24 protein-coding genes are annotated in these 24,057 nt (G+C 70.0%); 14 read left to right on the forward strand and 10 right to left on the reverse strand.

The genetic code is table 11. The features are described from left to right. Positions 1-101: 101 nt before the first annotated feature. Positions 102-1,424 carry an extracellular solute-binding protein gene (locus D8Y23_RS04405; RefSeq protein WP_128216993.1) on the reverse strand — a complete coding sequence of 441 codons (1,323 nt, stop codon included), beginning with the start codon at positions 1,422-1,424 and terminating at the stop codon, positions 102-104. A gap of 321 nt (positions 1,425-1,745) precedes the next feature. Further along, complete coding sequence (locus tag D8Y23_RS04410) at positions 1,746-2,795, reverse strand: VanZ family protein (RefSeq protein WP_128216957.1); 1,050 nt, start codon at positions 2,793-2,795, stop codon at positions 1,746-1,748. 132 nt (positions 2,796-2,927) lie between these two features. Between D8Y23_RS04410 and D8Y23_RS04415 the strand changes: the two genes are divergently transcribed. Together D8Y23_RS04415 and D8Y23_RS04420 are read left to right on the forward strand one after the other, a co-directional pair. Then, a complete protein-coding gene (locus D8Y23_RS04415) occupies positions 2,928-5,015 on the forward strand; it encodes an APC family permease (protein ID WP_128216958.1) in 2,088 nt (695 codons plus the stop codon). Positions 5,016-5,174: 159 nt separating this feature from the next. Continuing rightward, complete coding sequence (locus D8Y23_RS04420) at positions 5,175-5,540, forward strand: PLD nuclease N-terminal domain-containing protein (protein ID WP_128216959.1); 366 nt, start codon at positions 5,175-5,177, stop codon at positions 5,538-5,540. A gap of 26 nt (positions 5,541-5,566) precedes the next feature. On the opposite strand, the gene arfB is transcribed toward D8Y23_RS04420, so the two are convergent. The 5 genes from arfB to D8Y23_RS04445 all read right to left on the reverse strand — a co-directional run bounded on the left by arfB (position 5,567) and on the right by D8Y23_RS04445 (position 8,495). Next, on the reverse strand, positions 5,567-6,004 hold the full coding sequence (gene arfB / locus D8Y23_RS04425) for an alternative ribosome rescue aminoacyl-tRNA hydrolase ArfB (RefSeq protein WP_128216960.1): 438 nt from the start codon (positions 6,002-6,004) through the stop codon (positions 5,567-5,569). A gap of 162 nt (positions 6,005-6,166) precedes the next feature. Then, positions 6,167-6,928 (reverse strand): ABC transporter permease, encoded by a 762-nt coding sequence (locus D8Y23_RS04430; protein ID WP_128216961.1) that lies wholly within the window; start codon positions 6,926-6,928, stop codon positions 6,167-6,169. Further along, positions 6,925-7,713: an ABC transporter ATP-binding protein gene (locus tag D8Y23_RS04435; RefSeq protein ID WP_128216962.1), complete on the reverse strand. Its 789-nt coding sequence runs from the start codon at positions 7,711-7,713 to the stop codon at positions 6,925-6,927. Before D8Y23_RS04435 ends, D8Y23_RS04430 begins: the two co-directional genes overlap by 4 nt. A 91-nt stretch (positions 7,714-7,804) precedes the next feature. Next, positions 7,805-8,164 (reverse strand): DUF1048 domain-containing protein, encoded by a 360-nt coding sequence (locus tag D8Y23_RS04440; RefSeq protein WP_128216963.1) that lies wholly within the window; start codon positions 8,162-8,164, stop codon positions 7,805-7,807. A 1-nt stretch (position 8,165) separates the two neighbouring features. Then, entirely contained in the window at positions 8,166-8,495 is a 330-nt protein-coding gene (locus D8Y23_RS04445; protein ID WP_022878709.1) for a PadR family transcriptional regulator, read from the reverse strand. 331 nt (positions 8,496-8,826) lie between these two features. On the opposite strand from D8Y23_RS04445, the gene D8Y23_RS16720 reads away from it, so the two are divergent. The 11 genes from D8Y23_RS16720 to fdhA all read left to right on the forward strand — a co-directional run bounded on the left by D8Y23_RS16720 (position 8,827) and on the right by fdhA (position 20,744). Then, complete coding sequence (locus D8Y23_RS16720) at positions 8,827-9,048, forward strand: hypothetical protein (RefSeq protein ID WP_164878139.1); 222 nt, start codon at positions 8,827-8,829, stop codon at positions 9,046-9,048. Then, the gene (locus D8Y23_RS04450; RefSeq protein ID WP_128216994.1) at positions 9,045-9,125 is read left to right on the forward strand and encodes a potassium-transporting ATPase subunit F; all 81 of its coding nucleotides are present in this window, start codon (positions 9,045-9,047) and stop codon (positions 9,123-9,125) included. The genes D8Y23_RS16720 and D8Y23_RS04450 overlap by 4 nt, the downstream gene beginning before the upstream one ends. Continuing rightward, complete coding sequence (gene kdpA / locus D8Y23_RS04455) at positions 9,125-10,810, forward strand: potassium-transporting ATPase subunit KdpA (RefSeq protein WP_128216964.1); 1,686 nt, start codon at positions 9,125-9,127, stop codon at positions 10,808-10,810. The genes D8Y23_RS04450 and kdpA overlap by 1 nt, the downstream gene beginning before the upstream one ends. Beyond that, positions 10,810-12,948: a potassium-transporting ATPase subunit KdpB gene (gene kdpB, locus D8Y23_RS04460; RefSeq protein WP_128216965.1), complete on the forward strand. Its 2,139-nt coding sequence runs from the start codon at positions 10,810-10,812 to the stop codon at positions 12,946-12,948. Before kdpA ends, kdpB begins: the two co-directional genes overlap by 1 nt. Before the next feature lie 11 nt (positions 12,949-12,959). Next, on the forward strand, positions 12,960-13,544 hold the full coding sequence (gene kdpC / locus D8Y23_RS04465; protein WP_128216966.1) for a potassium-transporting ATPase subunit KdpC: 585 nt from the start codon (positions 12,960-12,962) through the stop codon (positions 13,542-13,544). Between the two features lie 188 nt (positions 13,545-13,732). Further along, positions 13,733-16,255 carry a DUF4118 domain-containing protein gene (locus D8Y23_RS04470; RefSeq protein WP_128216995.1) on the forward strand — a complete coding sequence of 841 codons (2,523 nt, stop codon included), beginning with the start codon at positions 13,733-13,735 and terminating at the stop codon, positions 16,253-16,255. Next, entirely contained in the window at positions 16,252-16,923 is a 672-nt protein-coding gene (locus tag D8Y23_RS04475) for a response regulator (protein WP_128216967.1), read from the forward strand. Before D8Y23_RS04470 ends, D8Y23_RS04475 begins: the two co-directional genes overlap by 4 nt. Positions 16,924-17,029: 106 nt before the next feature. After that, positions 17,030-18,271 carry an aminotransferase class V-fold PLP-dependent enzyme gene (locus D8Y23_RS04480; RefSeq protein WP_128216968.1) on the forward strand — a complete coding sequence of 414 codons (1,242 nt, stop codon included), beginning with the start codon at positions 17,030-17,032 and terminating at the stop codon, positions 18,269-18,271. Then, the gene (sufU, locus tag D8Y23_RS04485; protein ID WP_128216969.1) at positions 18,268-18,723 is read left to right on the forward strand and encodes a Fe-S cluster assembly sulfur transfer protein SufU; all 456 of its coding nucleotides are present in this window, start codon (positions 18,268-18,270) and stop codon (positions 18,721-18,723) included. The genes D8Y23_RS04480 and sufU overlap by 4 nt, the downstream gene beginning before the upstream one ends. 146 nt (positions 18,724-18,869) lie before the next feature. Next, entirely contained in the window at positions 18,870-19,313 is a 444-nt protein-coding gene (locus D8Y23_RS04490) for an iron chaperone (RefSeq protein WP_396654336.1), read from the forward strand. A gap of 213 nt (positions 19,314-19,526) precedes the next feature. Further along, positions 19,527-20,744, forward strand: a complete 1,218-nt coding sequence (gene fdhA / locus D8Y23_RS04495; RefSeq protein ID WP_128216971.1) for a formaldehyde dehydrogenase, glutathione-independent — start codon at positions 19,527-19,529, stop codon at positions 20,742-20,744. A gap of 54 nt (positions 20,745-20,798) precedes the next feature. On the opposite strand, the gene D8Y23_RS04500 is transcribed toward fdhA, so the two are convergent. Together D8Y23_RS04500 and D8Y23_RS04505 are read right to left on the reverse strand one after the other, a co-directional pair. Then, positions 20,799-21,776, reverse strand: a complete 978-nt coding sequence (locus tag D8Y23_RS04500) for an SRPBCC family protein (protein WP_128216972.1) — start codon at positions 21,774-21,776, stop codon at positions 20,799-20,801. Positions 21,777-21,794: 18 nt separating this feature from the next. Further along, positions 21,795-22,190: an ArsR/SmtB family transcription factor gene (locus D8Y23_RS04505; protein WP_128216973.1), complete on the reverse strand. Its 396-nt coding sequence runs from the start codon at positions 22,188-22,190 to the stop codon at positions 21,795-21,797. Positions 22,191-22,264: 74 nt separating this feature from the next. On the opposite strand from D8Y23_RS04505, the gene D8Y23_RS04510 reads away from it, so the two are divergent. Continuing rightward, on the forward strand, positions 22,265-22,645 hold the full coding sequence (locus D8Y23_RS04510; RefSeq protein WP_275087500.1) for an ATP-binding cassette domain-containing protein: 381 nt from the start codon (positions 22,265-22,267) through the stop codon (positions 22,643-22,645). Positions 22,646-22,870: 225 nt separating this feature from the next. On the opposite strand, the gene D8Y23_RS04515 is transcribed toward D8Y23_RS04510, so the two are convergent. Further along, positions 22,871-24,031 carry an epoxide hydrolase family protein gene (locus D8Y23_RS04515; protein ID WP_128216974.1) on the reverse strand — a complete coding sequence of 387 codons (1,161 nt, stop codon included), beginning with the start codon at positions 24,029-24,031 and terminating at the stop codon, positions 22,871-22,873. Positions 24,032-24,057: the final 26 nt, after the last annotated feature.

Genomic DNA, 24,057 nt, shown 5'->3' on the forward strand with positions numbered 1-24,057 from the left:
GCCGACTCAGGGGCGGCACGTCCCGCGACGGGGCGGCCGGAGCCACCCCGTCGCGGGCGGGAGGAGCGATGGTCTCCACGGAATGCTTTCGGACGGGATCGTCAGTTGACGATCGACTGGATCTGGGTCTTGGCGTCGGAGAGGAGCTGGGCGGTGTCCGCTCCCGGCTCGACGGCCTTCTGCAGCATCGGCACGAGCACCGAGTCGACGATCTCCTGCCACTCCGGCGTCGCGGGGCGAGGGGCGGAGCCGGGGGCTTCGAGGGTCGTCACCAGGGCGGCGTAGTTCTCGAATCCAGCGACGTCGGCCTTCGACTCGAACGCGCTCTTGCGGGCGACGAGTCCGAGCGACGTGTCGGCGGCGAGGTCGTTGTGCTCGTACGCGAACGCGATGAAATCCTTCGCGGCATCCTGCTTCGTTCCGCTCGCGGGCACCGACAGGTACCAGGCGCCGGGCACCCCGGCCACTCCCCCCGGTCCGCCGATCATCGGGGCGACGCCGATGGCGTCCGCGATCGGCGAGTCCGCCGGGGTCTGGCGGTACGCGTGACCCCAGAAGCGCATCATCGCGAGCTTGCCTTGGTAGAAGAGGTTCTGCGCTCCCGCCCAGTCGAGCTGAGCTGCACCGGACGGAGCGTACGGCAGCAGGCTGACGTAGAAGTCGAGGGCCGCTTGATGCTCCGCGTCGTCGATGGTGACTTCGCCGTTCGCGGGATCAAGGACCATCTGCGCCTCCCCTGCCTGGGACACGGTCGCGAGCCACTCGGTCTCGACCGCGCCCTTCACATCGGTGCCGTATAGGTCGACGGCTCCGTCGCCGTCGGTGTCGCGCGTGAAGAACTCGGCGACGTCGCGGTACTGCTCCCAGGTGGTGGGCGCGGCGAGGGGGTAGCCGTACTTCGCCTGGAAGTCGGCCTTGTTCGTCGCGTCTTCGAACAGATCCGTGCGATAGAAGAGGATCTCCGAGTTCGTCCACACCGGCATCCCGATGTGCTTCCCGTCGACCTGCGACTCCCCCACGAGACCGTCGAAGAGGTCGCTCTTGACGTCGTCCGTGAACAGGTCGTCGAGGGAGGCGAGACCCGGAGCGAAGGCCGGGAGCCAGATGGCATCCAGCGCGGCGACGTCGAACGACGGCGTACCGGCCTGGAGTTCGGACTGGATGCGGTCGTACAGGCCGTCGTAGGGCAGCTCGACGAGCGTGACGTCGGTGCCCTTCTCGTTCTTGTAGAGGTCGGCGATCGGCTGGAGCTCGGCCTTGCCGCCGCCCTCCACGACGACGGTGAGGGTGGAATCCTCCTCGGCCGCACCGGTGCCGCCGCCGGCACCGCATCCGGTGAGGACGACAGCCGCGGCCGCCACGACGGCGAGCGGTCCGATCGCGCGCCGGACGAGTCCGGTCTGCTGTTGCGTGCGAAGCTTCATCACTTCGACTCCTTCGTGAGTGATTCGGGAAAGTGCGGGTGGGAGTCTTCGCCAATACGTTTTGGCAAATCGTCTTGGCATGACGGTAGCGACCCGCGAGCGCACGCGTCAAGTGCGCGAAGGGGCCAAAGAGTTTGGCGCTTGTCCGCCTCGCGAGCCCGTCCTACTGTCGACGTGAGAGTGGATGCCAAATCCATTTGGCGCAAAGGGTAAGCGCGGCGACGTTCGACTTTCGGCCGACGCCCTCACGTCGCGCCGCTCGCCGGACCGGCTCGCGCTCACACCCGCGTCAGCGCGGAGAAGCGGCGTCGACGGTCGGGCTCACCAGCCCTCGCGGTCGTCGACCAGGCGGCGGCGGCCGATCCAGCCGGTGAGGCCGCGGCCGTCCTTCCACGTGAAGAGCAGCACGATCGTCGCGACAACCAGCACCACCGACAGCAGCGACCAGGGCGGCGCAACGTTCGAGAGCACCGAGTACGCGCCCGCGCCCGTGAGGAATCGCAGCGTCCGTGCGAGCCAGGTCGGCAGCGCGCCGTTCGTGTACCGCACCCGGGTCGCGAGGTCGCCGATCGAGCGGCCGGTGCCGAGGATCACCGCGAGCCACACCCCGGCCCCGACGCCCGTCCCTACCGCCGAGGCGAGGGCGCCCGTCCGACCGGGGTCGTCGAAGAGGAGGATCAACACCGCCTGCAGTGCCACCGCGACGCCGGAGCTCAGCAGGCCGATGCCGAGCACGTCGCACAGGATGCCGAGCACCCGTCGCCCGCGCGTGACGGGACGGGGGATCTCGGCATCCGGAGACTTCGCCGCTCCCCGGTGCTTCCTCGGCACGACGAAGGCGACGAGCGAGCCGAGGAGCGCACCCGCGGTGTTGGTGATGAGGTCGTCGACATCGAACACGCGGTACGCGCACGGGAAGACGCCCCATACGCCCGTCAGCTGCGTCGTCTCGATGATCCCGCTGATCGCGAGTCCGACGAGACCGGCGACCAGGATGCCACGACCTCCGAGCACCCGCAGGAAGAAGCCGAGCGGCACGAAGAGCAAGACGTTCAGCGCCACCTGGAGGACGGCGGGATCGGTGAGGTAGCGGCCGGACACCGCGACGGCCGCGCGGATCTCGTCGACGAACTCGAACGGGCGGAGGTTCCGGCCCGCGCACCGGTAATCGTCGGTGTCGGGGAGGGGGACGAGCGTGTACGTCCAGATGGCCCAGAAGTACACCGCCGCCCCCGCCCACAGGATGGAACGACCGAAGGACAGACCTCCGCGTCGGCGATAGCTGAGCGCGACGAACGGCACGAACGCCAGGACGGCGACGACGCCGCCGAGGAGCACGGCGAGCAGGCCGGAACCGAAGATGTTGTGCACCCCGAGAGCCTAGGGAACAGTAGGCGGGGTCACGGTGTTCTCGTCGGTGCGCCCACCCCGGGATCTCGCCGACGAGCGACCACCCGGTGAACGGCCCGTGCGTCAGATTGCGCATGGACGACAGGGGGCGTAATGTCGCGCGCCGTGACTGACGAAAGTCGCGAGCCCGGCGAACAGACGCCGATGGCCAAGCGCATCCTGATCGGCGAGCCCCTCACGTCGGAAAAGCTCGACGAGCAGCTCCTCCCCAAGAAGATGGCGCTCCCCATCTTCGCCTCCGACGCCCTCTCCTCCGTGGCCTACGCCCCGCAGGAGTTGCTGATGATCCTGCTCATCGGTGGAACGGCTCTGCTGACGCTCAGCCCCTGGGTCGCCGTGGCGGTCGTGGTTCTGCTGATCGTGGTGGTGCTGAGCTACCGGCAGCTCATCAAGGCGTACCCGTCGGGCGGTGGCGACTACGAGGTCGCGAGCAAGAACCTCGGCGAAGTGCCCGGTGTCGTGGTCGCCGCGGCGCTCCTGGTCGATTACGTCCTCACCGTCGCCGTGTCCGTGGCATCCGGTGTGGACAACATCATCTCGGCGCTCCCCGACCTGAACCCGTTCCGCGTCGAGATCGCCGTCGGATTCGTCATCCTGATCGTCATTGTCAACCTCCGCGGTGTGCGCGAGGCGTCGTCGGTCTTCGCGATCCCCACGTACCTGTTCATCGGGTCGGTCGGCCTCATGATCGCCGTGGGCCTCGGCCGTGCGCTGTTCGGAGATGTGCCCCTGGCATCCAGTGCGGAGTACGACGTCCAGGCCGAGTCGCTCACGCAAGCCGCCATGATCCTGCTCGTCCTCCGCGCGTTCTCGAGCGGGTGCTCTGCCCTCACCGGCGTCGAGGCCGTCTCCAACGGTGTGCCGGCGTTCCGGAAGCCGAAGATCCGCAACGCTCAGACCACGCTCACCCTCATGGGCGGCATCGCCATCGTGCTGTTCGTCGGGCTCACCGCGCTCGCCCTCCTGTACCAGGTGCACTACGCCGAGAATCCCTGTCACCTCATCGGCTTCGACTGCTCGACCCCGCAGCCGAGCCTCATGGCGCAGGTGGCGGCCGCGACCTTCGGCATGGGCAGCATCCCGTTCTTCGTCATCCAGGCCGCGACCGCGTGCGTGCTGCTGCTCGCGGCCAACACCGCCTTCAACGGCTTCCCTCTCCTCGGCGCAGTGCTCGCCCGCGACGGCTACGCCCCCAAGGCGCTGAACACGCGCGGCGACCGCCTGGTGTACTCGAACGGCATGGTCATCCTCGGCATCATCGCCATCGGCGTGCTGATCGTCTACCAGGCGAACCTCACGACGCTGATCCAGCTGTACATCATCGGCGTGTTCGTGTCGTTCTCGCTCGGTCAGATCGGAATGGTCAAGCACTGGCGGCGCGCCCTGGCGGGGCTGCGCTCGCTGCCTCCTGAGGCTGCGCACCAGCAGAGCGCCCGGTACGAACACCGCTCGGCGGTCACGGGCCTCTGGATCAACTCCCTCGGCGCCTCGCTCACGGTGCTGGTGCTGGTCATCGTCACCATCACGAAGTTCACCCACGGCGCGTGGCTGGTGTTCATCGCGATCCCGATCATGGCGACGCTCATGCTCGGCGTGAACCGCTACTACCGCGACGTCGAGCACGAGATCCGCATGGACGACACGGTGCACTTCGGCTCGTCCGGCGATGTCGCGATCATCCTGGTGAACCGGCTGCAGAAGCCGGTGATGAAGGCCATCGACTACGCCCTCGCGGCCAAGCACGACAAGACGCTCGCGGTGCACGTCGCGATCTCGGAAGAGGATGCGACGCGCCTGCAGAAGGAGTGGGCCGCGCACGACATGCCCATCCCGCTCGTCATCATCGAGTCGCCGTACCGCACGTACACCTCGCCGGTCACGACGTTCATCAAGACGTACCGCGAGAAGCACGGCTCGGCGGTGGTGACGGTGTACCTGCCGCAGTTCATCGTGGGGCACTGGTGGGAATCGATCCTGCACAACCGCCGCTCGCGCCGCCTCGCCCAGCAGCTCATGCTGGTGCACGGCGTCTCGATCACCCTGGTGCCGTGGCTGCTCGACTCGTCCGAGCTCATCTACGGACGCCGCTCGCGCCCGCTCCCGGGTCAGCAACGCGGTGGCCAACCGGTGGCCGAGGTGCCCGCCCACCGGGGCAAGGGGCCGCACGACGCGGCATCCTGAGTCCGGGTCGGGGCGCGTCGAGCGCGAGACCGCATCGGACCGACAAGACCGCGGCATGCTGCGGTGGGTTCGTCACGCGCGTGCAGTCTCGGCACCCCTCGTGCCCGCCGTGCCGATGGAACCTTGCCGGGCGCGAAGCCATGCGACAGGGTGGATGCCATGCCGATCCTCGCCGTGCTCACCCTCGCCGTCATGGTGGTCGCGTTGATCGACGCCATCACCCGCCGCGAAGACCAGGTCAAACACCTGCCGAAGTTCGCGTGGGTGTTCTTCATCGTGCTGCTGCCGCTGGTCGGATCGATCCTGTGGTTCGCGATCGGCCGCGAGTGGGAGCGGCGCGGAGAGCCGATGTCGTTCGGCGACCCGCGGCGCTGGCAAAGGGATGCCGAGCCCGCCCCGGTGCCGCGCGCCTTCGACGCACGGACGACCGAGCAGCAGATCGCCGACCTCGAGCGCGAGGTGTATCTCGCCGACCTCGAGGAGCAGGTGCGCCGCCGCCGCGCCGAGGGCGACGCGCCCGCCTGAGGCCGCGGCATCTCAATCGCTCGACCTCAATCGGTGGGGCGCCGACGCATCCTCTTCACGTCGGTGCGGCGCTGCTTGGCCTGCAGGCGACGCTCCTGAGAACCCCGGGTCGGCCGAGTCGCCCGACGCGGGGGCGCGGGTGCGCGCACGGCCTCGGCCACGAGCGCGGCGAGTCGAGCGCGCGCGGCGTCGCGGTTACGCAGCTGCGCACGATGCTCCGACGCCGCGATCGCCAGCACCCCGCCGACCAGGCGATCACCCAGTCGCTCGAGAAGACGCTCGCGCTGCACGCGTGACAGCACCGCGGAGCCTGCGGCATCCCACATCAGCTCCACACGGGAGTCAGTGGTGTTCACGCCCTGTCCGCCCGGTCCCGACGAACGCGAGAATCGCCACGACAGCTCCGACGCCGGAATCACGAGTCCCGCGCTGACGCGCACGTCGGGTCCGTCGGCAGAGGGCATGGCTCCATCATGCGCGGTCGCGGCATCCGGTCGCCCCGTCCGTACCCGTTGAGTGTCCAAGACACGCCGACGCCGGGCGGGGTGAACCGCGTGTCTTGGACACCGAACCGGGGTCAGGGCACCGCTCGCCCCAGCGCAACGGCGGGCGGACCGAGACCGGGCTCAGCGCGCGGAGCGCCGGAACAGAGCCACCGCGACCACCCACGCGACCGCGAGGATGCCGGCGCACCACGCCAGAGCGATCCACACGCTCGCGCCGACGGGCTGCTGCGTGAGCAGAGCGCGGATGGCATCCACGAGCGAGGTCACGGGCTGGTTCTCGGCGAACCAGCGCACGGGCCCCGGCATGGTGTCGGTGGGCGCGAACGCCGAGCTCACGAACGGCAGGAAGATCAGCGGGTAGCTGAACGCGCTGGCGCCGTCGATGGTCTTCGCCGCGAGTCCGGCGATCACCGCCACCCACGTGAGGGCGAGCGTGTACGCCATCAGGATGCCGACCACCCCCAGCCACGCACCGACCGAGGCGCCCGACCGGAAGCCGACGAGCAGCGCCACGCCGATCACCACTGCGAGCGACACCGCGTTCGCCAGCAGCGACGTCAGGACGTGTCCCCACAGGACGCCGGCCGGCGCGATCGGCATCGACCGCAGCCGGTCGACGATCCCGCCGCGCACATCGAGGAAGACGCGGTACGCGGCGTACGCGATTCCGGATGCCACGGTGATCAGCAGGATGCCGGGCAGCAGGAAGTCCACGTACGCGGTGCCGCCGGTGTCGACCGCGCCGCCCAGGACGAAGACGAACAGCAGCATGATCGCGACCGGCATGATCGCGGTCGTCACGATCGTGTCGGGGCTTCGGAGGATGTGCCGGAGCGAACGTCCGGTGAGGACGACGGTGTCGGACAGGGCGTACGCGGTCATGATTCCTCCGTGGCGAGCGGGCCGGCGGAGCCGACGATGGCGAGGAAGATCTCCTCGAGGGTGGGCTGCTTCTCGACGTACTCCACTGTCGTCGGCGGGAACTGCGCGCGGAGTTCCGCGAGCGTCCCCTCGGCGATGATGCGGCCGCCGTGCAGGATCGCGATGCGGTCCGCGAGGTGCTCCGCCTCATCGAGGTACTGCGTCGTGAGCAGCACCGTCGTGCCCGACGCGGCCAGCGAGCGCACGGCACCCCACACCTCCAGGCGGGCCTGCGGATCGAGCCCGGTCGTCGGCTCGTCGAGGAAGACCACCGCCGGGTCGCCCACGAGGCTCATCGCGATGTCAAGACGCCGGCGCATGCCGCCGGAATACGTGGATGCCGCTCGGCGCGCGGCATCCGTCAGCGAAAAGCGCTCGAGCAGCGCGTCGGCCACCCGGCCGGGGTCCGGAAGATGACGCAGACGGGCGACGAGCGTGAGGTTCTCGCGTCCGGTGAGGACCTCGTCAACGGCGGCGAACTGCCCCGTGAGGCTGATGGAGCCGCGCACGCGGGCGGCCTGGGTCGCGACGTCGGCTCCGTGGACGACCGCCGTCCCGCCGTCGGCGCGGAGCAGGGTCGACAGGATGCGGACGGCCGTCGTCTTCCCGGCGCCGTTGGAGCCGAGGAGCGCGACGATCGTGCCGCGTTCGACGTCGAGGTCGACGCCGTCGAGGACGCGGACGTCGCCGTAGGACTTGGTGAGGCCCCGCACGCGGATGGCGGGACCGGTATCGGTGATGGGCATGGTGTTCCTCTCGTCGTGTTCCGGCCGGAGGGCGCACGAGGCCATCGCCTCCGGCCAGCCGGTTCCGGAGGACGCGTGCGGGAGAGGGCGATCAGCCCTGCGACTGCGCCGCCTCGTCGATCGCGCGGGAGAGGCGTGCACGCTCCCGCCCGATCCAGCTGCCGTCGCCGTAGTTCGCCATGAACTCCTCGGCGAACACGGACGGTTCGGCGCCGGTCAGGTCACGGATGGGCGTCTGGGCCGCGGCGGCCTGCTCGAGCAGGTCGGCGAGGTCGGTCACCATGCGGATCAGCGCGTCGCTGTCCTCCGTCGGCCCGAGGTTGAGCACGTAGCGTTCGAGCGCGCGGCCCGCTTGCCGATAGGGGGCGGGGAGGGCGTCGAGGCGGCGCCGGTACTCCCGCCACTGCTTCTTGGCGCCCAGGTCGCCGATGATCTTCTCGCACCAGGCCATGTCAGTTCCCTTCGTCGCGGAGCTGCTCGAGCCGATCGGCGAGCAGACCCCAGGTGGTCCAGAATTCGGCGAGCTGCTCTCGCCCCGTGTCGTTGAGGGTGAAGACCTTGCGCGGCGGCCCCTTCTCGGATGCCACCTTCTCGACGTCGACGAGATCCCGCTGCTCGATGCGGACGAGGATCGCGTAGACCGTGCCCTCGGCGAGGTCGGTGAACCCCCGCTCGCGGAGGTCGGCGGTGATCTCGTACCCGTACGCCGGGCGCCGCGCGAGGACAGCCAGGACGACGCCCTCGAGCACCCCCTTGAGCATCTCGGTGTCGTGTCTCCCCATGCGGTACTCCTCAACGTTGACTACTGCTACAAAGTAACACTGAGTACCGGTACCTAGCAAGGGTGAGTAGCTGCGCGGTAGTCGAGTGTCCAAGACACGCGGATGCCGGGCGGCACGAACCGCGTGTCTTGGACACTGAACCTTCGGGGCGCGGGACGGCGAACGCGCCGCGACGCCGCGTAAGCACCCCGTATGCGTCCGCGGGTGGGCCGTAGGGAAACCGTGAGGATCGCGAGATGCCGCGGCGCACAGGAGTTGCATCGACACACGTGCCGCCCTGCGGCGCCCGCGCCACAGCAGTCGCGCGGAAGCTCCCGAATCTGGAGTCATCGTGCTCGATGTCGTCTACCTCGTCGCGATCCTGGCGCTCTTCGCGCTGGTCGCCCTCATCGCGCAGGGGGTCGAGAAGCTGGGCCCGCAGCCCGGCGCTCCCTCCGCGCGCACCCCCGGCCGCGGCGCCCAGCCGCCCACCGCATCCCCCGCCCCGGCGCCCGAGCGGTCCTCGCGCAGCGCGCAGGCGCCCGCACCCGAGCGAGGGGGCGACTCCGCATGAGCATCCTCGCCGCCGTCCTCGCCATCGCCGCCGTGGTCTACCTCGTGATCGCGCTCGTCCGTCCGGAGAAGTTCTGATGGATGCCGGAACCACCTGGTCCATCGTCCTGACCAGCCTCACGCTCCTCGTCGCCCTGGGCCTGGCCTACCGCCCGCTCGGCGACTACATCGCCCGCGTCTACACCGGCGAGCGCGATCTCGCCGTCGAACGTGGCACGTACCGCCTCATCGGCGTCGACCCGCGCGGCGCCCAGACCTGGCAGGCGTACCTGCGGTCGGTGCTGCTCTTCTCGGCTGTCGGCGTCGTCGTGGTCTACGCGCTCCTGCGCCTGCAGCCGCTGCTGCCGTACTCGCTGGGGCTCGACGCGCCCGGTGAAGCACTTTCGTTCAACACGGCCGTGTCGTTCGTCACGAACACCAACTGGCAGTCGTACGGCGGTGAGACGACGCTCGGCTACACCGCGCAGTTCGCCGCCCTGACGGTCCAGAACTTCGTCTCCGCGGCCGTCGGCATCGCCGTGGCGGTCGCGCTCGTGCGGGGCTTCGCCTACCGCCGCAGCGGTGTGATCGGCAACTTCTGGGTCGACCTCGTCCGCGGCACCTACCGCCTGCTGCTGCCGATCTCGGTGCTCGCAGCTCTCGTGCTGCTGGCCGGCGGCGTCATCCAGAACCTCAACGGATTCACGGATGCCACGACCCTCGCGGGCGCGACCCAGTCGATCCCCGGCGGGCCGGTGGCATCCCAGGAGGCGATCAAGCTCCTGGGTACCAACGGCGGCGGCATCTTCAACGTGAACGCGGCCCACCCGTTCGAGAACCCCGCGCCGTGGACGAACCTGCTGGAGATCTTCCTGCTCCTGGTGATCCCGTTCTCGATGCCCCGCGCGTTCGGCCGCATCGTCGGGGACGACCGTCAGGGTTACGCGATCCTCGGGGTGATGGCATCCATCTTCCTCGCCTCCACCGCGCTGCTGACCTGGGCGGAGCTGGCCGGCGGCGGCACGGCACCCGCGCTCGCGGGGGGAGCCCTCGAAGGCAAGGAGGTGCGCTTCGGCATCTTCGGTTCGACGCTGTACGCCGGCGCGACCACGCTCACCTCGACCGGCTCGGTCAACTCGATGCACGACAGCTACACGGCGCTCGGCGGCATGGTGCCGATGATCAACATGATGCTCGGCGAGGTCGCGCCCGGCGGCGTCGGCTCGGGCCTGTACGGCATGCTGATCCTCGCGGTGATCGCGGTGTTCGTCGGCGGCCTGCTGATCGGCCGGACGCCGGAGTATCTCGGCAAGAAGATCGGGCCGCGCGAGATCAAGCTCGCGAGCCTGTACATCCTCGTCACGCCCACGCTCGTGCTGGCCGGCACCGCGCTGAGCTTCGCAATCCCCGGCATCCGTTCCGATGTCGAGTCGACCTCGATCCTCAATCCCGGTGTGCACGGCCTCAGCGAGGTGCTCTACGCCTTCACATCGGCGGCGAACAACAACGGCTCGGCGTTCGCGGGACTCACCGCGAACACCCCGTGGCTCAACACGGCCCTCGCGGTCGCGATGCTTCTCGGGCGCTTCCTGCCGATCGTGTTCGTGCTGGCCCTGGCGGGTTCGCTCGCGGCCCAGGATGCCGTGCCCGCCACCGCCGGCACCCTGCCGACACACCGCCCGCAGTTCGCGGGCCTCCTCGCGGGCGTGGCGGTCATCGTCACCGCCCTCACCTACTTCCCGGTCCTCACCCTGGGACCCCTGGCCGAAGGACTTACCCGCTGATGTCCACGCTCACCCACGCCCCGGCACCCGCCGAGGCCCCGGCCCCGGCCGCTCCGCGCCGCGCGTTCAGCGCCGCGCAGATCGTCGCCGCCCTCCCGGGAGCTGCGAAGAAGCTCAACCCCGCGTCGCAGTGGCGCAACCCCGTGATGTTCCTCGTGTGGGTGGGGGCGGCCCTCACCACCCTCATCGCGATCACCGAACCGTTCCTCGGCGGCGGCGACGCGTCTCTGCCGTTCGGGTTCACGTGGGGCATCGCGATCTGGCTGTGGCTCACGGTGTTCTTCGCCAACATCGCCGAGTCGGTCGCCGAGGGTCGCGGCAAGGCGCAGGCCGCGACACTACGCAAGACGCGGACGACCACGACCGCGCGTCGCGTCGTCTCGTACTCCGCCGCGGACCCCCTGGCAACCGGGGCCGCCACCGAGGACGTGCCGTCGGGCGACCTGAAGGTGGGCGACGTCGTGCTCGTGGAGGCGGGTCAGCTGATCCCGGGCGACGGCGACATCGTCGCGGGCATCGCGACCGTCGACGAGTCGGCGATCACGGGCGAGTCCGCGCCGGTCGTGCGCGAGTCCGGCGGTGACCGCAGCGCGGTGACGGGCGGCACGCGCGTGCTCAGCGACCGCATCGTCGTCACGATCACGTCGAAGCCGGGCGAGACGTTCGTCGACCGCATGATCGCGCTCGTCGAGGGCGCGTCGCGCCAGCGCACGCCGAACGAGATCGCGCTGAACATCCTGCTGGCGAGCCTGTCGATCGTGTTCGTGATCGTGGTGCTGGTCCTCAACCCGATCGCGTCGTACGCCGCGACCCCCGTGTCGATCCCGGTGCTCGTCGCGCTGCTCGTCTGCCTCATCCCCACGACGATCGGTGCGCTCCTCAGCGCCATCGGCATCGCGGGCATGGACCGGCTCGTGCAGCGGAACGTCCTGGCGATGTCGGGCCGCGCGGTCGAGGCCGCGGGCGACGTCACGACGCTCCTGCTCGACAAGACCGGAACGATCACCTACGGCAACCGTCGCGCGTCGGCGTTCGTCCCCCTGGACGGCGTCGGTGGCCCCCTCCTAGCGGAGTACGCCTCGATGTCGTCGCAGGCCGACCCCACCCCCGAGGGGGTCTCGGTCGTCGAGCTCGCCGCCGCCCAGGGCGTCGTCGCCGAGATGCCCCGGGGCGCGGAACCCGTCCCGTTCACGGCGCAGACCCGCATGAGCGGCCTCGACCTCGAAGGCGGCACGCAGGTCCGCAAGGGCGCCGCGTCGGCCGTGGTGGCCTGGCTCGCGGCATCCGGATCGCCCGTTCCCGAGACGCTGCGCGCGCAGCTGCAGGAGGAGACGGATGCCATCGCCCAGTCCGGCGGCACCCCGCTGGTCGTCGCGACCCTCACGCCCGCGGGCGAGGGGCGCGTGCTCGGCGTCATCCACCTCAAGGACGTCGTGAAGGACGGTCTCCGCGAGAGGTTCGGCGAGCTGCGGGCCATGGGCATCCGCACCGTGATGATCACGGGCGACAACCCGCTCACGGCCAAGGCGATCGCCGCCGAGGCCGGCGTCGACGACTACCTCGCCGAGGCGACACCCGAGGACAAGCTCGCCCTCATCCGCCGCGAGCAGGAGGGCGGCAACCTCGTCGCCATGACCGGCGACGGCACGAACGACGCCCCCGCGCTCGCGCAGGCCGACGTCGGCGTCGCGATGAACACGGGCACGTCGGCCGCGAAGGAGGCCGGCAACATGGTCGACCTCGACAGCGATCCGACGAAGCTCATCGACATCGTGCGCATCGGGAAGCAGCTGCTCATCACGCGCGGCGCGCTGACGACGTTCTCGCTCGCGAACGACATCGCGAAGTACTTCGCGATCATCCCGGCGATGTTCATGGGCGTCTTCCCAGGACTCGCTGTGCTGAACGTCATGCAGTTGTCGTCGCCGGCATCCGCGGTGCTCAGCGCGATCATCTTCAACGCGATCGTCATCATCGTGCTCATCCCCCTCGCGCTCCGCGGTGTGAAATACCGCGCGGCCAGCGCCTCGAGCATCCTCAGCCGCAACCTGCTCGTGTACGGGCTCGGCGGCATCCTCGTCCCCTTCATCGGCATCAAGCTCATCGACCTCGTCGTGAGCCTGCTCCCGGGATTCTGAAAGGCCCTGCCATGCGTACCACCCTGCGTACCGCCGGCGTCGCCGTCCGCGCGATGCTCGTCTTCACCGTGCTCCTCGGCGTCGGCTACATGCTGCTGATCACCGGGATCGGTCAGCTCGCCCTCCCGTCCCAGGCGAACGGTTCGCTCGTGCGTTCCGCGGACGGCACCGTGGTCGGCTCCTCGCTGATCGCGCAGTCGTTCCAGGATGCCGACGGCCAGGCGCTGCCGCAGTACTTCCAGTCGCGTCCGTCCGCCGCCGGCTGGGACGCCGCCGCCTCGACCGGGTCGAACCTCGGCCCGGAGAACGCGGATCTCATCGCCTCGATCGAGGAGGGCCGCGCGGCGTTCGAGGAGCTGAACGGCGCGGGGGCGATCCCGGCCGACGCGGTCACCGCGTCGGGTTCGGGCCTGGACCCCGACATCTCCGTCGCGAACGCGGAACGCCAGGTCGCGCGGGTCGCCGAGGCCCGTGGCATCCCAGTCTCCGACGTCGAGGCTCTCGTCGCCGAGCACACGCTGCCGCGCGACCTCGGGTTCCTCGGCGACCCGCGCGTGAACGTCCTCGAGCTCAACCGCGCGCTGGACGCCCGATGACGCGCGAGAATCGCTGACATGCGCACGCTTCCCGCCCCCGCCGTCGCCCTCCCCGGGCGGCGGCGGTGCGGCGCGTTCGCGGCGGCGCTTGGCGCCGCACCCACGTCGAGTGTCCAAGACACGCCGTTGGCCGCCCGCAGCAACGGCGTGTCTTGGACACTCAAACCCCCGCAGCACCGGAGCGCCGCGTGAAGCGCGGGTACCTGCGCGTGCTGCTGGGGGCCGCGCCGGGCGTCGGCAAGACGTACGAGATGCTCGAGGAGGGGCGCCGTCTCCGCGACGAGGGCCGCGACGTCGTCATCGCGATCGTCGAGACGCACGGGCGCGCCGCCACCGCCGCACAGGCCGAGGGGCTCGAGGTCGTGCCGCGCCGCGCCCTTGCGCACCGGGGCGTCGACCTCGACGAGATGGACCTGGATGCCGTGCTCTCACGTCATCCCCAGATCGCGCTGGTCGACGAGCTCGCGCACACCAACGCGCCGGGCTCCTTGAACGAGAAGCGCTGGCAGGACGTCGAGGTCCTGCTCGACGCGGGCATCGACGTCATCACGACGGTCAACGTGCAGCACGTCGCCTCGCTCGGCGACGTCGTCGAGAAGATCACCGGCGTGGGGCAGCGCGAGACGGTTCCGGATGCCGTCGTCCGCGCGGCCGACCAGATCGAGGTCGTCGACCTTGCACCGCAGTCGCTGCGCGACCGACTGGCATCCGGTTTCGTGTACCCCGCCGAGCGGATCGACGCGGCCCTGTCGAACTACTTCCGGCTCGGCAACCTCACCGCGCTCCGCGAACTCGCGCTGCTGTGGCTCGCCGACGAGGTCGACTCGGCGCTGCAGCGCTACCGCGTGGAGCAGGGCATCGAGGGCTCGTGGCAGGCCCGAGAGCGGGTCGTCGTCGCGCTCACCGGCGGCGCGGAGGGCGAGACGCTGCTCCGGCGCGGTGCCCGCATCGCCGCGCGTTCGGCCGGCGGCGAGCTGCTCGCCGTGCACGTGTCGACGCAGGACGGTCTGCGCGCCGAGGAGCCCGGCGCCCTGGCGGTGCAGCGCGCGCTCGTCGAGTCGCTCGGCGGCACGTATCACCAGGTCGTGGGCGACGACGTCGCGGCCGCTCTCGTCGACTTCGCCCGCTCGGTGAACGCGTCGCAGCTTGTCATCGGCGTCAGCCGGCGCGGTCGACTGGGTGCGGCCCTGACCGGCCCGGGCATCGGCGCGACCGTCATCCGCCTCTCCGGCGACATCGACGTCCACATCGTCAACCACGCCCGCGCCGGCGGAAGGTTCGCGCTCCCCCGCCTCGCCGGCCCGGCGCTCAGCGCGAAACGGCGCGTCCTCGGATTCCTCACCGCCCTCGCGGGCGGACCCCTGCTCTCGTGGCTGCTCATCGCCACCGGCACCGAGGACTCCATCACGACCGATGTCCTCGCCTACCAGCTGCTGGTCGTGGTCGTCTCCCTCATCGGAGGCATCTGGCCCGCGGTCTTCGCGGCGGTCCTGTCCGGACTCACCCTCGACTTCCTCTTCATCGACCCGCTGTACACCGTCACCATCGCCGACCCGGACCACGCGCTGTCCCTCGTGCTGTACGTCATCATCGCGATGCTCGTGAGCGTCGTCGTCGACCAGGCCGCCCGTCGCGCCCGCGCCGCGCGCCGCGCCGCCGCGGAATCCGAGCTGCTCGCCACCGTCGCCGGCAGCGTCCTGCGCGGCGAGAGCGCGGTACCGGCGCTCGTCACCCGCGCCCGCGAGGCGTTCGGGCTCGCGGGAGTCCGGCTCGTGGCATCCACCGGGTCCGTCCTCGCGACCGACGGGGAGCCCGTGCGCGACGGCCGCGCCACCGAGATCCCCGTCGGCGACGGGCGCGCCCGCCTCGAGCTCCACGGCAGAGACCTGGATGCCACCGAACGGCGCCTCCTCGACGTCGTCGTCGCGCAGCTCGCGGCCGCGCTCGAACGCACCGACCTGGCCGAGACCGCCGCCGAGGCCGGAGTCCTCGCCGCGACGGATCAGGTGCGCAGCGCCCTGCTGTCGGCGGTGAGCCACGATCTGCGCCGGCCGCTCGCCGCCGCGGTCGCCGCGCTCGGCGGTTTGCGCGCCGCCGGCGACCACCTCTCCGCCGACGATCGCCGCGAGCTCCTGGAGACCGCGGACGAGAGCCTCGCGACGCTGTCGGTGCTCGTCACCGACCTGCTGGACGTCAGCCGCGTGCAGGCCGGAGTGCTCGCGGTGTCGCTGGCTCCGGTGGATGCGGCGGGTGTCGTGCTCGCGGCACTCGACGAGCTCGGCCTCGGCCCGGACGACGTCGAGCTCGCGCTCGACCCCGACTTGCCCACGCTCCGCGCCGACCCGGTGCTGCTGCAGCGCGTGCTCGTGAACGTGCTGAGCAACGCGGTGCGCTTCACCCCCCACGGGGGCCGGGCGCGGGTGGCGACGAGCAGGCTCGGCGGGGTCGCCGAGATCCGCGTGATCGACCACGGGCCGGGGGTCGCCCCCGAGCGCCGCACCGACATGTTCGCTCCGTTCCAGCGCCTCGGCGACACCGACAACACGGTCGGCCTCGGCCTGGGCCTGGCGCTCTCGCGCGGATTCGCCGAAGGAATGGGCGGCACCCTCACCCCCGAGGACACCCCGGGCGGCGGGCTCACGATGGTGATCGCGCTCCCGGTGGAGAACGTGCACGCCGTGGCATCCCTCCCCCGAACGGAGACCCGATGAAGGTCCTCATCGCCGACGACGATCCGCAGCTCGTGCGGGCGCTGCGGATCACGCTCGCCGCGCACGGATACGACGTCGTCGCCGCGGCCGACGGCGCCGCGGCGATCACGCTCGCCGCGCAAGCCCACCCCGACATCGTGCTTCTCGACCTCGGGATGCCGCACCTCGACGGCGTGCAGGTGATCCAGGCCCTGCGCGGGTGGACGACGGCGCCGATCATCGTCGTGTCGGGGCGCACCGGCTCCGCCGACAAGGTCGAGGCGCTGGACGTCGGCGCCGACGACTACGTCACCAAGCCGTTCCAGATCGACGAACTGCTCGCGCGTCTCCGCGTGCACGCGCGGCGGTCGGTTCCGGCATCCGGTGAGTCGATCGTGCGGTTCGGCGATGTCGAGGTCGACCTCGCCGCGAAGGCCGTCACCCGCGCCGGCGCCCGCGTGCACCTGACCCCGACGGAGTGGCGGATGCTGGAGTTCCTCGCCCGCAACCCCGGCTCGCTCGTGACGCGGCAGACGCTGCTGAAGGAGATCTGGGCCAGCGAGCAGGTCGCCGACAGCGGGTACCTGCGCCTGTACATGTCGCAGCTGCGGAAGAAGCTCGAGGCCGAGCCGTCCGCGCCCGCGCACCTGCTGACCGAGCAGGGCATGGGCTACCGCCTGGTGCTGTAGGTCGCACTCCCCCGGCGTCGGCACGAGGGGGGAGCGGCCCCGCGCCCCGGCGGTGGCGCCCCCAGGACCCAGCCCGCCCCCACCCGCCGCCGCGTAGCCTAGAAACGTGACACTCCCCTTCGACGTGGCCGCGGTGCGGGCCGAGTTCCCGATCCTCGGCACCGAGATCGACGGCCGGCCCCTCGTCTACCTCGACTCCGCCGCGACGAGCCAGAAACCCCGCCAGGTTCTGGATGCCGAGCGCGACTTCCTCGAGACCGCCAATGCCGCGGTGCACCGGGGCGCGCACTTCCTCGCCGCCGAGGCGACCGAGTTGTTCGAGGACGCCCGCGCCGCCGTGGCGGACTTCGTCGGCGGGACGCCCGAGCAGCTCGTCTGGACCTCCGGAGCCACCGCCGGCCTCAACCTCGTCGCCGGTTCGCTCGGCTACGCGGGGCGCTTGCGCGAGGGCGACGAGATCGTGGTCACCGAAGCCGAGCATCACGCGAACCTGATCCCGTGGCAGGAACTCGCCGCCCGCACGGGCGCGCGCCTCCGCCACATCCCGGTGCACGACGACGGCACGCTCGACATGGCCGCGGCGGAAGGCCTGATCGGCGAGCGCACCAAGGTCGTCGCGTTCCCGCACGTCTCGAACGTCCTCGGCATCGTGAACCCCGTCGCCGAGCTCGTCGCCCTCGCGCGCAGCGTCGGCGCGCTGACCGTGCTCGACGCGTGCCAGTCGGCGCCCCACCTGCGCCTGGACCTCCCGGCATCCGGGGTCGATCTGGCCGTGTTCTCGGGTCACAAGATCTTCGGCCCGTACGCGATCGGCGGACTGTGGGGCCGCGACGAGGTGCTCGACGCACTCCCGCCCTTCACCACCGGCGGCTCGATGATCACGACCGTCACACTGGAGAAGGCCGAGTTCCTCCCCCCACCGCAGCGTTTCGAGGCCGGCACGCAACCGGTGTCGCAGGCGATCGCCCTCGCGGCGGCGGTCCGCTGGTTCGGCGCACTCGACCGCGACGCCGCGCACGCGCACGAGGCCGCGCTCGAGCGACGCCTGCGCGAGGGACTGCGCTCGATCGACGGCATCCGTCTGCTCGGAGACACGGATGCCGCCGACCGCGTCGCCCTGCAGGCGTTCGATGTCGAGGGGGTCCACGCTCACGACGTGGGGCAGTTCCTCGACAGCCGCGGCGTCGCCGTGCGCGTCGGGCACCACTGTGCACAGCCGCTCCATCGCCGCTTCGGCCTGACCGCTTCCGTGCGCGCCAGCGCCGCGATCCACACGACCGAGGACGAGGTCGACACGTTCCTCGACGCAGTCTCCGGCGTCCGCGGCTTCTTCGGGGTGACCGCATGAGCGGGCTGGAATCCCTGTACCAGGAGCTGATCCTCGACCACGCGAAGAACCGCCGCGGCTTCGGCCTGGCCGACCCCGGCGCGCACAGCGCCACCGTGCATCAGCGGAACCCCGTCTGCGGCGACGAGATCACGCTGCGGGTCGACGTGGACGGCGGCCGCGTGGCATCCGTCAGCTGGGAGGGCGCGGGCTGCTCCATCTCGCAGGCGTCCGCGTCGATGCTCGTCGCCCTCCTCGACGAGGACGGCGGAGACGACGGGATGCCGACCGCCGACGCCGAGACTCTCATCGCCAAGTTCCGCGAGGCTCTGCGCTCGCGCGGCCAGATCCCCCTCGACGAGGAGACGTTCGGCGACGCCGCCGCGCTCTCCGGCGTCTCGAAGTACACCGCGCGGGTGAAGTGCGCGATGCTCGCCTGGGTCGCGCTCGAGGAGGGCCTGCGCCAGGCCTGACCCCGCCGACGCGCGGTGCGCAACCTCGGCGATGCCCGCAATCTCAGTGGCATCCACTGCCCATCCGCCTGATCCTGCGCGCATCGCTGAGCGAGCGCACGCGCGCGGCGCTATCCTGCGGGCAGGCGAGCGAAGGGATGGATGCCATGTCGGCGGGCGGAGCAGGATTCAGCGACGAAGAACGCGCGGCGATGACGCAGCGCGCCGAAGAACTGAAGGCCATGAAGGGTCTGAAGGGCGCGGCGAAGCTGGCGAAGGAGAACGAGGCCTGCCTCGAGGCGATCGAGAAGCTCGAGGGCACCGACCGGGCGATCGGCGAGCGCGTTCACGTCATCGTCATGGAGGAGGCTCCGCACCTCACACCGAAGACGTTCTACGGCTTCCCCGCGTACGCGAAGGACGGCAAGGTCGTGGTGTTCTACCAGCCGGCATCCAAGTTCAAGACCCGCTACGGGACCGTGAGCTTCGATGAGACGGCGCAGCTCGACGACGGGCCCATGTGGCCGGTGTCGTTCGCGGTCCTCGAGGTCACTCCCGAGGTCGAGCAGAAGATCCGCGAGCTCGTGCGGCGGGCGGCCCCGGCCGCCTGAGACGACGGATGCGACGCCCGCTGCCCTGACCCGCCCGCCGCGGGGAGAACGCTTCTCAACTCTCGACACGCATTGACTCGACCAGAGCGCCGGGTTTGGGTGGGGGTATCCCCCACGGCGCCGTGGCACCGATCACGTCCGCCCGGCGGGACGGGTCTGCGGATCCTGCCAGCACGACACACCAGGTCGGGCGACCGGCCGGAGAGGACGAAGATGTCTGGGAACAGAGCTGTTGCCTACAAAGAACCGGGGGTCGTCGAGGTCATCGAGACCGACTATCCGGAGTTCGAACTCAAAGACGGACCCGGGGTCAACCCCGCCAACGTCGGCCGCAAGGTCCCGCACGGGGCCATTCTGAGGACCGTCGCGACCAACATCTGCGGATCCGACCAGCACATGGTCCGCGGCCGCACCACCGCTCCGGCCGGCCTGGTCCTCGGACACGAGATCACCGGAGAGGTCGTCGAAGTCGGCCCCGATGTCGAGTTCGTCAAGGTCGGCGACATCGTCTCGGTGCCGTTCAACATCGCCTGCGGACGTTGTCGCAACTGCAAGGAGGGGAAGACCGGCATCTGCCTGAACGTCAATCCCGATCGACCGGGTAGCGCCTACGGGTACGTCGACATGGGCGGCTGGGTCGGCGGACAGGCCGAGTACGTGCTCGTGCCGTACGCGGACTGGAACCTGTTGGTCTTCCCCGACCGCGAACAGGCCCTGGAGAAGATCCTCGACCTGACGATGCTGTCCGACATCTTCCCCACCGGCTTCCACGGCGCGTACACCGCGGGCGTCCGGCCGGGATCGACGGTCTACATCGCGGGAGCCGGGCCCGTCGGCATCGCCGCAGCCGTGGGCGCGCAACTGCTGGGCGCCGCGGCGGTCCTGGTGGGCGATCTCAACCCCGAGCGTCTCGCGCAGGTGCGCTCGCTCGGGTTCGAGAGCGTCGATGTGTCCCAGGGCGATCCGCGCGACCAGATCGAGCAGATCCTGGGGACGCCCGAAGTGGATGCCGCCGTCGACGCGGTCGGCTTCGAGGCACGCGGCCACGGGTCGGACTCCGAGCGCGAGGCACCCGCGACGGTGCTGAACTCGCTGTTCGACGTGACCGCGGCGGGTGGCGCCGTCGGCATCCCGGGTCTGTACGTGACCGGCGACCCGGGCGGTGTCGACGAGGCCGCCAAGGTCGGCTCGCTGTCGCTGCGCCTGGGACTCGGCTGGGCCAAGTCGCTGTCGTTCACGACGGGACAGTGCCCCGTGATGAAGTACAACCGGCAGCTGATGATGGCGATCCTGCACGACAAGGTACAGATCGCCAAGGCCGTCAATGCCACGCCCATCGGCCTCGACGAGGCTCCGCAGGGCTACGCCGACTTCGACAGGGGCGCGCCTCGCAAGTACGTTCTCAACCCGAACGGCTACATCGCGGCATGAGCCTCGGAGGCGCGGGCCGGTGTTTCCCGGTCCGCGCCTCACCGGCGCGTGGCATCAGCGGACGAGCGTGCCCTCCATGCGGGCGTAGCTGGCCTCCATGCCGTCGATCATGCCCGTGGCGAGAACCATGTCGCGGGTCTCGGCGTCCGGATACTCGATGAGAAGCGTCAACAGCGTGACGCCGTCCTCCTCGTAGAGCGACAGGTCGTTCGTGGTGGACGGCAGATCGGTCCCGGTCATGCGCTCGGTCTGCACGATGCGGCGCGGCGCGTCGATGAGGAGCACCTCGCCGTCGAAGCCGAACGCCTCGCCCTCGGTTCCAGGTTCGGGCGCCCATGCGGTGCGGTAGGTCGCGCCGACGGTGTCACCGATCTCGCACTCGGTCATCTGCCAGCCGTCGGGCCCGAGCAGCCACTTCCGCATCAGGTCGGGGTCGGTGTGCGCGCGCCACACGAGGTCGAGCGGGCCGTCGATGAGGCGCGTGATGCGCACGTGCTGGTCGTCGAGCAGCTCCAGCTGCGTGCCCTTGCCCTGGGCGTACGAACGCAGGTCCTGCAGCACGGCATCGAGCTGGTTCATCGCGAGGCGCGACCCCTCGATGGCACCCATCGCGACGACCTGGTCGAGCGCCTCGGCCGAATCGAAGAAGGTCGTGTTCGTCAGGCGCGAGCCCTCGGGCGTCGAGTCGAAGGAGAACTCCATGCGCATGGACGGCATGCCGTCGATCGGTTCGCTGTTCTCGTCGGCGAACGCGTCGATGACCTCGAACCCGCGCGGCGGGTCGATCGAGACGAACTGCCAGGCCCCTCCGTAGCGCTCACCCTGCGGCGAGGTCATGTGGTACTTGGCCCACCCGCCGGGCGTGAAGTCGAACACGTCGAAGGTGGCGGGGTACCCGGGAGGGCCCCAGAACCGCTCGAGCTGGCGCGGATCGGTGAACACCGCCCACAGCCGCTCGGGCGGCACCGGGAAGTCGGCGACGAGCGTCATGGTGAGCGATTCGACATCGCTGTCGATGGAGATGACGGGCATGAGGGACTCCTTCGTCTTTCAGGTCTCGGTCGTGGGTGTGGTCGAGGAATGGATGCCGGATGCCATGGCATCCACGACTTCGTCTTCGGCGAGGAGCGCGTCGAGGCGGTCGATGCGTCCGCGCCAGAGGTCTTCGTACGAGCGGAGGAGGCGCTGCACCCGCGCGATGGCCTCGGGCTCGGCGTGCACGAGACGCTCCCTCCCCTCGGCGCGCTTGCGGACGAGTCCGGCCTCGACGAGCACGCCGATGTGCTTCGAGACCGCCGCGAACGACATCGCGTATCCCGCCGCGAGCGCCGACACCGACTGCTCGGCGACGAGCGTGCGCCGCACGATGTCACGCCGCGTCGCATCGGCGAGCGCGTGGAACACGCGGTCGATGTCGACGTCGGTGGGGGCGGAATGTTTAACCATTTGGTTTTACGTTAGCGCCAGGGCGCCCCGGGCGCAAGGAGAACGGTGTCGGGAACGCGTTCTCGTTGCAAGTGGTGCTGTTCGATGACTCGGCGGAAGGTCGGCGCGGTGTCGACATCGGTCCGGAGCGTCGGGACATCGGAATGGTGTTCCAGGACTATGCACTCTGGCTTCACATGGACGTATTCCGAAACGTCGCCTTCGGCTTGCAGGGGATAGGTCAATCGCGCGCGGAGATCGCGGCGGGGGTCGAGTCGGCGCTTCGGCGTGTGAGGCTGTGGGAGCACAGGGACAAGCGAATCTCACAACTGAGCGGTGGGCAGCAGCAGCGCGTCGCGCTCGCCCGTGCGCTGGCTCCCCGCCCGAGCGTGATGCTTTTCGATGAACCGCTCAGCAATCTCGACACGCGGCTCCGCGACGCAGACCTGCGCCCGGCGGGAGCCCGGAAAGTGTAACGCCAATGACGACCAGGATCGCTCAGATCATGTCCCAGAACATGACACCTGGTGCAGTCTCGCCGCGTTCCCGACAGCTCTCGTGATGCCGCTATCGCTGGCGGCCTCTCCTATCCGTCGGGAACGCGATCGGGTCAGCCCATCGCGGGACGCCTGGCCCATAAGTGCTCAAGAGGCTGGCGAAACTGCCTCATCATCATCGCGCGCGATACGCCGCGGGTGCGATCAGCGAGCGACCTCGCGTGCGAAAGCGCGGAGATCGGCGAGGAGGGCCTCGGGCTGCTCGAGCGCGGCGAAATGGCCGCCCTCGTCGGAATCGGTCCACCGCACGATCGTGTTCGCGGGCTCGCTGAACCGGCGGATTGAGATGTCTTCGGCGAAGGCGATCACGGCAGTCGGCACTCCGGAGTTCGCGAACGACTTGGGATCGGCGAAAAGCGAGCCGTACTCGGCGTATACATTGTTCGCCGCCGACGTGCCCGTCCGCGTGAACCAGTACAGGAGCACATCGGCGAGGTGTCGTTCGCGGTAGCGCGGGTCGTCGAAAACGTCCGGCGAATGCGTCCACTCGTGGATCTTGTCGAGCATCCAGGTCAGAAGCGCCGCCGGGGAATCATCGAGGCCGTACCCGACCGTCTGAGGTCGGGTCGCCTGAATGACGTTGTAGCCGTTCCCCTCTGACATGAAGCGGCCGATCGAGGCCAGTCGTGCCCTCTCCAGATCCGTGAGCGCCGCTGCGTCTTCGTCGCTCACCTCGCCCATCGGCATGAAACCGATCGTCGCTGCGTTCACGTGCACGCCGATCACGGATTCGGCGTCGACGCGGCCGACGTGAGGACCGATGATGGCGCCGTGATCGCCGCCCTGCACGAGGTAGCGGTCGTAGCCGAGCTCGGCCATGAGAGTGGCGTACGCGCGCGCCGTGCGATCGACGCCCCAGCCCGGTTCATCCGTCGGTCCCGAGAGTCCAACGCCGGGATGCGAGGGCGCGATCACGTGGAATGCCGGCTCGTCGCCTGACTCGGGTGCCGTCAGGCCGGGGAGCAGATCGAGGTATTCGACCGGCGTCCCCGGCCAGCCGTGAAGAGCGAGGAGCGGGATGGCGTCGGACCGGTCGGAGCGGGCGTGGATGAAATGGATGCGGGCGCCGTCGATGGTCGACACGAACTGCGGCGCCGCGTTGAACTCCTCCTGGAATGCGCTCCAGTCGAAGTCGCGGAGGGCAGCCGCCCACGCCTGAGCCGCGGCCACGGTGGGCCCTTTGGACCAGTCTTCACCGCCAGGCAGCTGCACGGGCCAGCGAGTGCGGTCGATCCGGTCCTGCAGGTCGCGAACATCTTCCGCAGAGATGTCGATCCGATAGTCCTCAATGCTGAGATTGGCCATGCGATCCTTTCGGAATGCTCCGTTCC

The organism is Microbacterium enclense (assembly GCF_004022425.1).
Classification (GTDB): Bacteria; Actinomycetota; Actinomycetes; order Actinomycetales; family Microbacteriaceae; genus Microbacterium; species Microbacterium enclense_A.

Excerpts from the sequence above, each read along its gene's own strand:
- D8Y23_RS04405 (WP_128216993.1), bottom strand. The coding sequence starts at position 1,424 with ATGAAGCTTCGCACGCAACAGCAGACCGGACTCGTCCGGCGCGCGATC.
- D8Y23_RS04415 (WP_128216958.1), top strand. The coding sequence starts at position 2,928 with ATGTCGCGCGCCGTGACTGACGAAAGTCGCGAGCCCGGCGAACAGACG.
- D8Y23_RS04420 (WP_128216959.1), top strand. The coding sequence starts at position 5,175 with ATGCCGATCCTCGCCGTGCTCACCCTCGCCGTCATGGTGGTCGCGTTG.
- arfB (WP_128216960.1), bottom strand. The coding sequence starts at position 6,004 with ATGCCCTCTGCCGACGGACCCGACGTGCGCGTCAGCGCGGGACTCGTG.
- D8Y23_RS04430 (WP_128216961.1), bottom strand. The coding sequence starts at position 6,928 with ATGACCGCGTACGCCCTGTCCGACACCGTCGTCCTCACCGGACGTTCG.
- D8Y23_RS04435 (WP_128216962.1), bottom strand. The coding sequence starts at position 7,713 with ATGCCCATCACCGATACCGGTCCCGCCATCCGCGTGCGGGGCCTCACC.
- D8Y23_RS04440 (WP_128216963.1), bottom strand. The coding sequence starts at position 8,164 with ATGGCCTGGTGCGAGAAGATCATCGGCGACCTGGGCGCCAAGAAGCAG.
- D8Y23_RS04445 (WP_022878709.1), bottom strand. The coding sequence starts at position 8,495 with ATGGGGAGACACGACACCGAGATGCTCAAGGGGGTGCTCGAGGGCGTC.
- D8Y23_RS04450 (WP_128216994.1), top strand. The coding sequence starts at position 9,045 with ATGAGCATCCTCGCCGCCGTCCTCGCCATCGCCGCCGTGGTCTACCTC.
- kdpA (WP_128216964.1), top strand. The coding sequence starts at position 9,125 with ATGGATGCCGGAACCACCTGGTCCATCGTCCTGACCAGCCTCACGCTC.
- kdpB (WP_128216965.1), top strand. The coding sequence starts at position 10,810 with ATGTCCACGCTCACCCACGCCCCGGCACCCGCCGAGGCCCCGGCCCCG.
- kdpC (WP_128216966.1), top strand. The coding sequence starts at position 12,960 with ATGCGTACCACCCTGCGTACCGCCGGCGTCGCCGTCCGCGCGATGCTC.
- D8Y23_RS04475 (WP_128216967.1), top strand. The coding sequence starts at position 16,252 with ATGAAGGTCCTCATCGCCGACGACGATCCGCAGCTCGTGCGGGCGCTG.
- sufU (WP_128216969.1), top strand. The coding sequence starts at position 18,268 with ATGAGCGGGCTGGAATCCCTGTACCAGGAGCTGATCCTCGACCACGCG.
- D8Y23_RS04490 (WP_396654336.1), top strand. The coding sequence starts at position 18,870 with ATGTCGGCGGGCGGAGCAGGATTCAGCGACGAAGAACGCGCGGCGATG.
- fdhA (WP_128216971.1), top strand. The coding sequence starts at position 19,527 with ATGTCTGGGAACAGAGCTGTTGCCTACAAAGAACCGGGGGTCGTCGAG.
- D8Y23_RS04500 (WP_128216972.1), bottom strand. The coding sequence starts at position 21,776 with ATGCCCGTCATCTCCATCGACAGCGATGTCGAATCGCTCACCATGACG.
- D8Y23_RS04505 (WP_128216973.1), bottom strand. The coding sequence starts at position 22,190 with ATGGTTAAACATTCCGCCCCCACCGACGTCGACATCGACCGCGTGTTC.
- D8Y23_RS04515 (WP_128216974.1), bottom strand. The coding sequence starts at position 24,031 with ATGGCCAATCTCAGCATTGAGGACTATCGGATCGACATCTCTGCGGAA.